We start from the raw sequence: 7,719 nt of genomic DNA, 5'->3' as shown, positions 1-7,719 counted from the left end.
TCAGCGACAATGAAGCCGCTCGGCAGGTGAACAACGCCAAAACCGAGATCTTTCAATCCATCAATCAAGCCCGGATTCCGGCTGCCTGAAGCTCGCTATCCGCCGCGCTGCTCAGGCTCATGTCTGGGTTGGAAAAGACTGCATACGCCTACCCTCGCCTTCCACCATCGCGCTGCGCCTGATCACGCTCGCGCAGGACCCACAAGTCAGCCTGAGCCAGGTCGGCGAACTGGTCCAATGCGATCCGGCCTTGACGGGCAAGCTCCTGCGGCTGGCGAACTCGCCGCTCTATGGCTACGGCGGGACCGTCACGACTCTCTCGCGGGCGCTGCAAGTCTTGGGTTTGAACGCCACCGTCATCCTAGCGCTGAGCTTTTCGCTACGCGATGAATTAGGCTCGGCGTCGGCGGCGAGTTTCAATACCGCCCGTTACTGGTGCCAATCGCTGTTTACCGCCCTGGCGGCGCGCGGCCTGGCCGTCGAGTTGCGCGAAACGCTGCCGGAGTCTTTTTTCCTGGCCGGGTTGCTGCGGGAGATCGGGCTACTGGCGATGGACGCCGCCTTCGGTGCGCGCTGGGTGCGTATTTATCAACGCAGCGACGATCATTCCGATCTCCTGGCTCGCGAGACCGAGGCGTTGGGCTTTAATCACGCCGAAGCCGGCGCCTGGCTCTTGCGGCAATGGCGGTTGCCCGAGTATTTGCCGATAAGCGTCACCAACAGCCACGGCGCCCCGCCTTTTGCAGCCGCGCCGACGAATGAGACAGCCCGGGTCTCCGCATGCGTCGCGGTGGCCAGCCGCATGGCCGACGCTTGGCTCGCCGGCGGCGATAGCGACGCCCTGGCGGGGATCGGCGAGACGATCGCGCCGGGATTGCCCCTGAAATCCGATCAATACTGGCATATGTTGGCGGAGCTGACGGCGCAAATCCCCTGGATCGAAACCTGTTTCGAGGTCCAGCTCATGGATGCCGCGCAACGCCGGGCGATGGAAGACCGCGCCCAGGACATCGCGATCGCCCGGAATTTACTTAGCGTACGCGCCGCCGACGATCTGGAACAGCGGACCCGGGCGCTCGAACGCCGCACGGACGGGCTGGATGCCCGCGCCCAGCGGGATTCCATGACCGGGCTGTTCAATCGCGAATACATCGTCGCCACGCTGGATAAGGCGTTTGCCAACGCCAACCGGGACGACACGCCGCTGAGCGTAGCCTTTATCGATATCGATCGATTCAAGGCCATCAACGATACCTACGGCCATGCCGCCGGCGACTCGGTCATCATCGGGGTGGCCCGCCGACTCCTGGTGGGGGTACGGCAAACCGATGTGGTCGCCCGCTACGGGGGCGAAGAGTTCGTCATTATCCTGAGCGCGGTCGCGCCGGAAGAAGGCCATGCGATCATGCAGCGTTTGTTGAGCAACATCCGCTTGCACTCGTTTCGCCTACCCGATAACAGCCACTTGAACGTCACCGTATCGATCGGCGTGGCCACGCACCGATCGGAGTCGAGTATTTTTCCCGACGCGCGACAACTGCTCGAATCCGCGGATCAGGCGATGTATGTCGCCAAACGCAGCGGCCGCAATCGAGTGGTCGCCAACGGAGGCGTGGCCGCAGAGCGCCGAGGGTAATTATCAACCGCCGTTCATTTGCGGACGCCTAAACGCGTTGTGGCGTCTTACCTGCCCTTGGCTTGATTGGCCACGGCCTGGGCCGCCGCTTCGGCCGCCTCGGCGTCGCCGAGATAACCCGATTCGACGACGTTGAGTTCGTCGTCGAGCCGGTAGCGTAGCGGAATGCCGGTGGGAATATTCAGGCCGGTGATCTCGTCGTCGGACACGCCGTCGAGATATTTCACCATCGCGCGCAGGCTGTTGCCGTGGGCGGCGACCAGCACGTTATCGCCGGCCTTGAGCCGGGGCGCGATGGCGTCGTGCCAGTACGGCAGCACACGCTCGAGCGTCAGCTTGAGCGATTCGGTGCCGGGCAGCACGCGCGCGTCCAACTTGGCATAGCGTGGGTCGTTGTGCGGATGGCCGGGATCGTCGGCATCCATTGCCGGCGGCGGGATATCGTAGCTGCGACGCCAGATATGCACCTGCTCGTCGCCGTGTTTTTCGGCCGTCTCGGCCTTGTCCAGCCCCTGCAAGCCGCCGTAATGGCGCTCGTTGAGCCGCCAGTGACGCTCGACATCCACCCAGGCCTGATCCATTTCGCCGAGCGCGACCCACAGCGTCCTGATCGCCCGCTTAAGCACCGAGGTGAAAGCGATATCGAAGCGGATATTCTCCGCCGCCAACAGCTTGCCGGCGTTTTTTGCCTCTTCAAGCCCGGTGTCGGACAGATCGACATCGACCCACCCGGTAAAGCGGTTTTCCAGATTCCACAGACTCTGTCCGTGGCGCAAGAGTATGAGCTGGCCGGCCATGACCTGTCCTCGAAATAACCCGGGTTCAACCTTGATGTTAACCCAGGCGCGCCGGCGGCGTCAGCCGTTGTCGTGCTCGGCGTAGAGAATGCGGATACCGTGCTGAATGCCCCAGTCGCGCGCCTTGGCGATGTCCCGGCCCATGTAGATATCGATCTTGTTAGTCCAGCGCGCGGCCATTTTGTCACGCACGACATAGACCCCCGGCAGGCCCTCGATCTTGACCTTGGTGCCGTGCGTCAGCCCTTTCTTGATCAGATCGCGCGAGACCGCGATCGCATGCATGCCCGGCACCAGGACATCGCCCCAGGCCGCGACCGACGGCTGGTGTCGGGTGGTCTGCGAAGCCACCGAGTTATACGCCGATACGGCCACGCTCAACGGTTTCCATTCGACGGATTCCGCGCTCGCGCCAGCGCCGCCGAACAACAGCAGAAAGCCCGCGCAGGCAGCGGCGCATATCTTTCGGCGCATAGCCGGTTCCTCGCCCTGTTCACGCCCCCTTGCGAACGCGTCAACATAAACAATCAAGCTGAACAGGACCTGTCCGTTACCCGTAAGCTGACGAAGTCGGCGATTTGGTCCAGTTCGTCGCCCATGAATCGCAGCGTCGCGGCCAGGGGCGCGATAAGCATGATATGGGTCACGCCCGGATAGATTTTCACTTTGGCCGAGCCGCCGGATTGATTGACCTTTGCGGCCATATTTATCGTGTTTTCCGGCCGCACCGTGGTATCCGCGCCGCCGTGCAGCAACAGCATCGGCGGCTCGTCGCCGTCGACGAAATTAATCGGCTGCGTGTTCGGCCAATTAGACTTCGGCGCGAAGATCTTTTGCAGCGTAGGGCCCTTGATCGGCAGAAAATCATAGGGCCCGGCCAGGCCGATGAAGCCCGCCAAGTCGTGGATCGAGGCGCCGGCAGCGGCCAGATAGGCACCGTCCGTGGCCAGCATGGCCGCGATATGCGCGCCGGCCGAATGCCCGGCCACGAACAGATGGCAAGCGTTACCGCCGTAGGCGCCGATATGTTGCCGGGTCCAAGCCACCGCCGCCGCGCCGTCTTCGATGAAGGCCGGGAAGCGCACCGCCGGATACAGTCGATAGTCGGGCAGCACGGCCGTGATGCCGCGCGAGGCGAGCGCCTGGCCGACGAAGCGATAACCGTCCTTGTTGCCACTCTGCCAGCCGCCGCCGTAGAAGAACACGACCACCGGATGCCCCGCCGCCGGCTCGTCCGGCGTATAGATATCGAGTTTTTGCCGCGGCAGGTTGCCGTAAGCAATATCGGAATGCCGATCATAGCCCCAGCGCGGCACCAGCGTATTGACCCAGAACTGGCCCGAACAGGCCGCGAGCAGCGAGGCGAGCAGGCTCACGGCCGCCGCCTGAAACAGGTGTTGCCAGCCACGCCGGCTCACAGGGTATTTACAAAACGTAGCGAGCGCCGGCAGTTTGGGCACGCCCGGAGCGCAGGAAGCGCAGCGTATAAGCAATACGTGAGCATTACGAGCACCGGACGGGCCCGAAATGACAAGCGCAGTAGTTTTGTAGATATCCTCTCACGTCATGGTCACGAATTCTTCGGCACTGGTCGGATGGATCGCGACCGTGTCGTCGAAATCGCGCTTGGTGGCGCCCATCTTCACCGCCACGGCAAAGCCCTGGATCATCTCGTCCGCGCCGTCGCCGATCACGTGCGCGCCGACCACGGTCTCGTCGTTGCCGGCGCAGACCAGCTTCATGTCCGAGGGCGTCTTGTCCTCGAGCACGCCGTGGTACAGCGCGACATAATGCGTGGTGTAGACCTTGATCCCGTCGTCGCCGTAGTCGGCGCGCGCTTTGGCCTCGGAAAGACCGACGCTCCCGACCGGCGGATGGGTGAAGACCACGCTCGGCACGTTGTGATAATTCAGACGGCACTCGGGCATGCCGCCGAACAGCCGATCGGCCATCCGCCGCCCGGCGGCGATCGCCACCGGAGTCAGGTTAATGCGCCCGGTCACGTCGCCGAGCGCGTGCACGCCCTCGACCGGCGTATCCTGCCAGTCGTCGGCCGGCACCGTGCCGTCGGCGTTCAATTCCAGCCCAATCTTGTCCAGACCCAGGCGATCGGTGCTCGGCGCGCGGCCGATGGCCCAGATCAGTTCGTCGTAGCCGCCGACGGTGTCGCCGTCCTCGAAGCGCACCTCGATTCGGCCGGCGCGTTCGGACAATTCCGCCGCGCGGCGATTCATTTGGATCTCGATGCCGGCCTCGCGCATGCGCTCGATCAGCGTATCGCCGAGCATGGCCTCGAAACCGGCGAGCACATGTCCCTTACGCAGCAGCAGCGTCACCTCGCTGCCCAGCGCGTTGAGTATGCCGGCCAGTTCGCAGGCGATATAGCCGCTGCCCGCGATAGCGACGCGATCCGGGCGCCGGCGCCAGGCGAAAAAGCCGTCCGAGTCCGTACCGAGCGCGGCGCCGGGAATCTGCGGCCAGCGCGGCTTGCCACCGGTGGCGATCAGCACGTGCTCGGCGCTGATCCGCCGGCCGTCCACCTCGACGGTCTTCGTATCGACGAAATGCGCCTCCCCGGCGACGCGCTCGACGCCGCTGTTGTCGAGATTGCGGCCATAGACCCCGTTCAGACGCTCGACGTAGGCCTCGCGCCTGGCGACCAGCTTCGCCCAGTCGTGATCGTCAGGCACCGAATTGAAGCCGTAGTCCCGCGCGTGGGCCGCATGCGCGGCGAATTCGGCAGCGTGCCACATGACCTTCTTCGGCACACAGCCGACGTTCACGCAGGTTCCGCCCAGCCGGCCGCGCTCGACGAGCACTACTTTCGCCCCGTGCGAAGCGGCGCGGCGCGCCGTGGCGATGCCGCCGGAACCGCCGCCGATAACGAGTAGATCGTAGTGATCAGCCATGATTTCCAGTTCCAATCCCTGAATGATTGATGTGGCATTGTAGGCGCGCCGTCATGGGGCGAGCCAGCCACCCCGGCTACGCCGAGCATCCGTTTGCGGTTGCGCGGCGCTTTTCGAACAGACCGTTCGCCAATCGGAACACGGCGCTCTTGATTGCGGAGCGGCACACCGCATGATCAACAGACCATCGACAAAGGCTGCCAAGACAACTATGAGTGCTGCGACCGAAACCGCCGACAACCCGCTTCTCGACATGCTGGCCACCGGCGAACTGCCGGATTTCGAACGGCTCTCGCCCGAGCACGCCGAGCCGGCCGTCGATGTGCTGATCGACGAAGCACGCGCGGTGATCGATCGCTGCACGACCGGAGACGCAGCCGCGGCGTGGGCTGATCTGATCGCGCCGATCGAGGCGGCCGAGGATCGGCTGGAGCGCGTGTTCTCGCCGGTCGCGCATATGCACGCGGTGATGGATTCACCCGGTTGGCGCGAGGCCTATCAAGCCTGCGTGCCCAAGCTGACCGCGTTTTCCTCGGAAGTCGGCCAGAACGTCGCACTCTATAATGCAGTCAAGGCATTGCACGATTCGGCCGAATTCACCGCCCTCGACGCCACGCACCAGCGCGTGATCGTCGACCGGCTGCGCGATTTCGAGCTGGCCGGCGTGGCCCTGCCCGACGAGGCCAAGAGCCGCTACAAGGAGATCGCCCAGCGGCTGTCCGAACTGTCGACCATATTCCAGCAGAATCTGCTGGACGCGACCCAGATCTGGCAAAAACACCTCACCGATCGTGACGCCCTGGAAGGGCTGCCCGATTCCGCGCGCGACCTGCTGGCCCAGAACGCGACCAACAAGGATATGGATGGCTGGTTGATCACGCTGGATGCGCCGAGCTTCATCGCCGTACTTACCCATGCCGAGGATCGCGCGTTACGGGCCGAAGTCTACGAAGCGTTCTCGACTCGGGCCTCCGATACCGGTCCGCACGCCGGCGAATACGACAACTCGACCGTGATGGACGAGATTTTGGCCCTACGGCACGAGGCCGCCGGCCTGCTGGGCTTCACCCATTATGCCGAACGCTCACTGGCCAAGAAGATGGCCGAATCACCGGCCCAAATCGAATCCTTTCTACTCGATCTGGCCGCGCGCAGTTTCGAACCCGCCCGCGCCGAACTCGCCGCGCTGGAGGCATTGGCCGCCGCCGATGGCATCGACAAGTTGGCTGCCTGGGACGTGTCGTACTATGCGGAGCGCCTCAAGCGGGCCCGCTACGACTTCACCACCGAAGACCTGCGGCCCTATTTTCCGGCGCCCAGCGTCATCGAGGGCCTGTTCAAAGTCACCCAGCGGCTCTACGACGTCACGATCGAAACGCGGCATGACGTGCCGACCTGGCACGCCGACGTTACCGTCTACGAGATCACCGATGCCGACGGCGCCTCACGCGGCGTGTTCTATCTCGACCCCTATGCCCGCGAAGGCAAGCGCGACGGCGCCTGGATGCATCCGTTCCAAAGCCGGCGCGTGCTGAAAGACGGCGGTATACAGAAGCCAATGGCGTTTCTCACCTGCAACTTCTCGCCGCCGGTCGGCGGCAAGCCGGCGCTGCTGACCCACGACGAAGTCACCACCCTGTTCCACGAATTCGGCCACGGCCTGCACCACATGCTCACGCGCGTCGAGTGGCCGTCGCTGGCCGGTATTTCCGGCGTGGAATGGGACGCGGTCGAACTGCCCAGCCAGTTCATGGAGAACTGGTGCTGGTATCGCGAATCGCTGGACTTGTTCGCCGCGCACTATGAAACCGGCGAGAGACTGCCCGCTGCGCTATTCGGCAAGCTCTCGGCCGCCCGCAACCACATGGCCGGCTGGCAGATGCTGCGTCAGATCGAGATCTCGCTGTTTGACCTGCGCCTGCACCGGGACTTCGATCCGGCCTCGGGGGCGGCGGTCATGCAAACCCTGAACAAGGTACGCGCCGAGGTCGCGGTACTGCGGCCGCCCGAATCCAATCGTTTTCCGCACGGCTTCATGCATATCTTTGCCGGCGGCTACGCAGCCGGCTACTACAGCTACAAATGGGCCGAAGTGCTCTCGGCCGACGCCTTCTCGGCATTCGAGGAAACCGCCCTGTTCGATGCCGACACCGGCCGGCGCTTCCTCACCGAAGTACTCGAACGCGGCGCCACCCGCGGCGCTATGGACAGCTTCGTCGCCTTCCGCGGCCGCGAACCGTCGATCGACGCCCTGTTGCGCCATAGCGGGCTGGCCACGCCGCACGCCGCCTGAGGCCGACCCGGCGGCGCAGCCCGCCAAATCCGCTCGGCCGGTACAATAGCTGCCGGCCGGCTTATGGCTCCATCGGCCGAAGCC

Annotated in this window: 6 protein-coding genes; 2 read left to right on the top strand and 4 right to left on the bottom strand. The window is 64.2% G+C overall.

Annotated elements, in window-relative coordinates; all coding sequences use genetic code 11:
- Nucleotides 1–55 precede the first annotated feature (55 nt).
- Nucleotides 56–1,636: a GGDEF domain-containing protein gene (locus tag VFJ08_RS08765; protein WP_324996818.1), complete on the top strand. Its 1,581-nt coding sequence runs from the start codon at nucleotides 56–58 to the stop codon at nucleotides 1,634–1,636.
- Between the two features lie 47 nt (nucleotides 1,637–1,683).
- Here the strand turns inward: VFJ08_RS08765 and gpmA are convergent, their stop codons facing one another.
- From gpmA to gor, 4 genes are all read right to left on the bottom strand, one after another.
- Nucleotides 1,684–2,433 (bottom strand): 2,3-diphosphoglycerate-dependent phosphoglycerate mutase, encoded by a 750-nt coding sequence (gpmA, locus tag VFJ08_RS08760; RefSeq protein WP_324996817.1) that lies wholly within the window; start codon nucleotides 2,431–2,433, stop codon nucleotides 1,684–1,686.
- Between the two features lie 60 nt (nucleotides 2,434–2,493).
- Entirely contained in the window at nucleotides 2,494–2,907 is a 414-nt protein-coding gene (locus VFJ08_RS08755; protein WP_324996816.1) for a hypothetical protein, read from the bottom strand.
- 53 nt (nucleotides 2,908–2,960) lie between these two features.
- A complete protein-coding gene (locus VFJ08_RS08750) occupies nucleotides 2,961–3,851 on the bottom strand; it encodes an alpha/beta hydrolase (protein ID WP_324996815.1) in 891 nt (296 codons plus the stop codon).
- Between the two features lie 141 nt (nucleotides 3,852–3,992).
- Nucleotides 3,993–5,342, bottom strand: coding sequence for a glutathione-disulfide reductase (gene gor / locus VFJ08_RS08745; RefSeq protein ID WP_324996814.1), 1,350 nt, complete (start codon nucleotides 5,340–5,342; stop codon nucleotides 3,993–3,995).
- 211 nt (nucleotides 5,343–5,553) lie between these two features.
- Between gor and VFJ08_RS08740 the strand changes: the two genes are divergently transcribed.
- Nucleotides 5,554–7,635, top strand: a complete 2,082-nt coding sequence (locus tag VFJ08_RS08740; RefSeq protein ID WP_324996813.1) for a M3 family metallopeptidase — start codon at nucleotides 5,554–5,556, stop codon at nucleotides 7,633–7,635.
- The last annotated feature ends 84 nt before the right edge of the window (nucleotides 7,636–7,719 follow it).

This window comes from Salinisphaera sp., assembly GCF_035690525.1.
GTDB lineage: Bacteria > Pseudomonadota > Gammaproteobacteria > Nevskiales > Salinisphaeraceae > Salinisphaera.
Note: the sequence above shows the minus strand (reverse complement) of the source record. Positions and strands in the feature narration are given on the sequence as shown.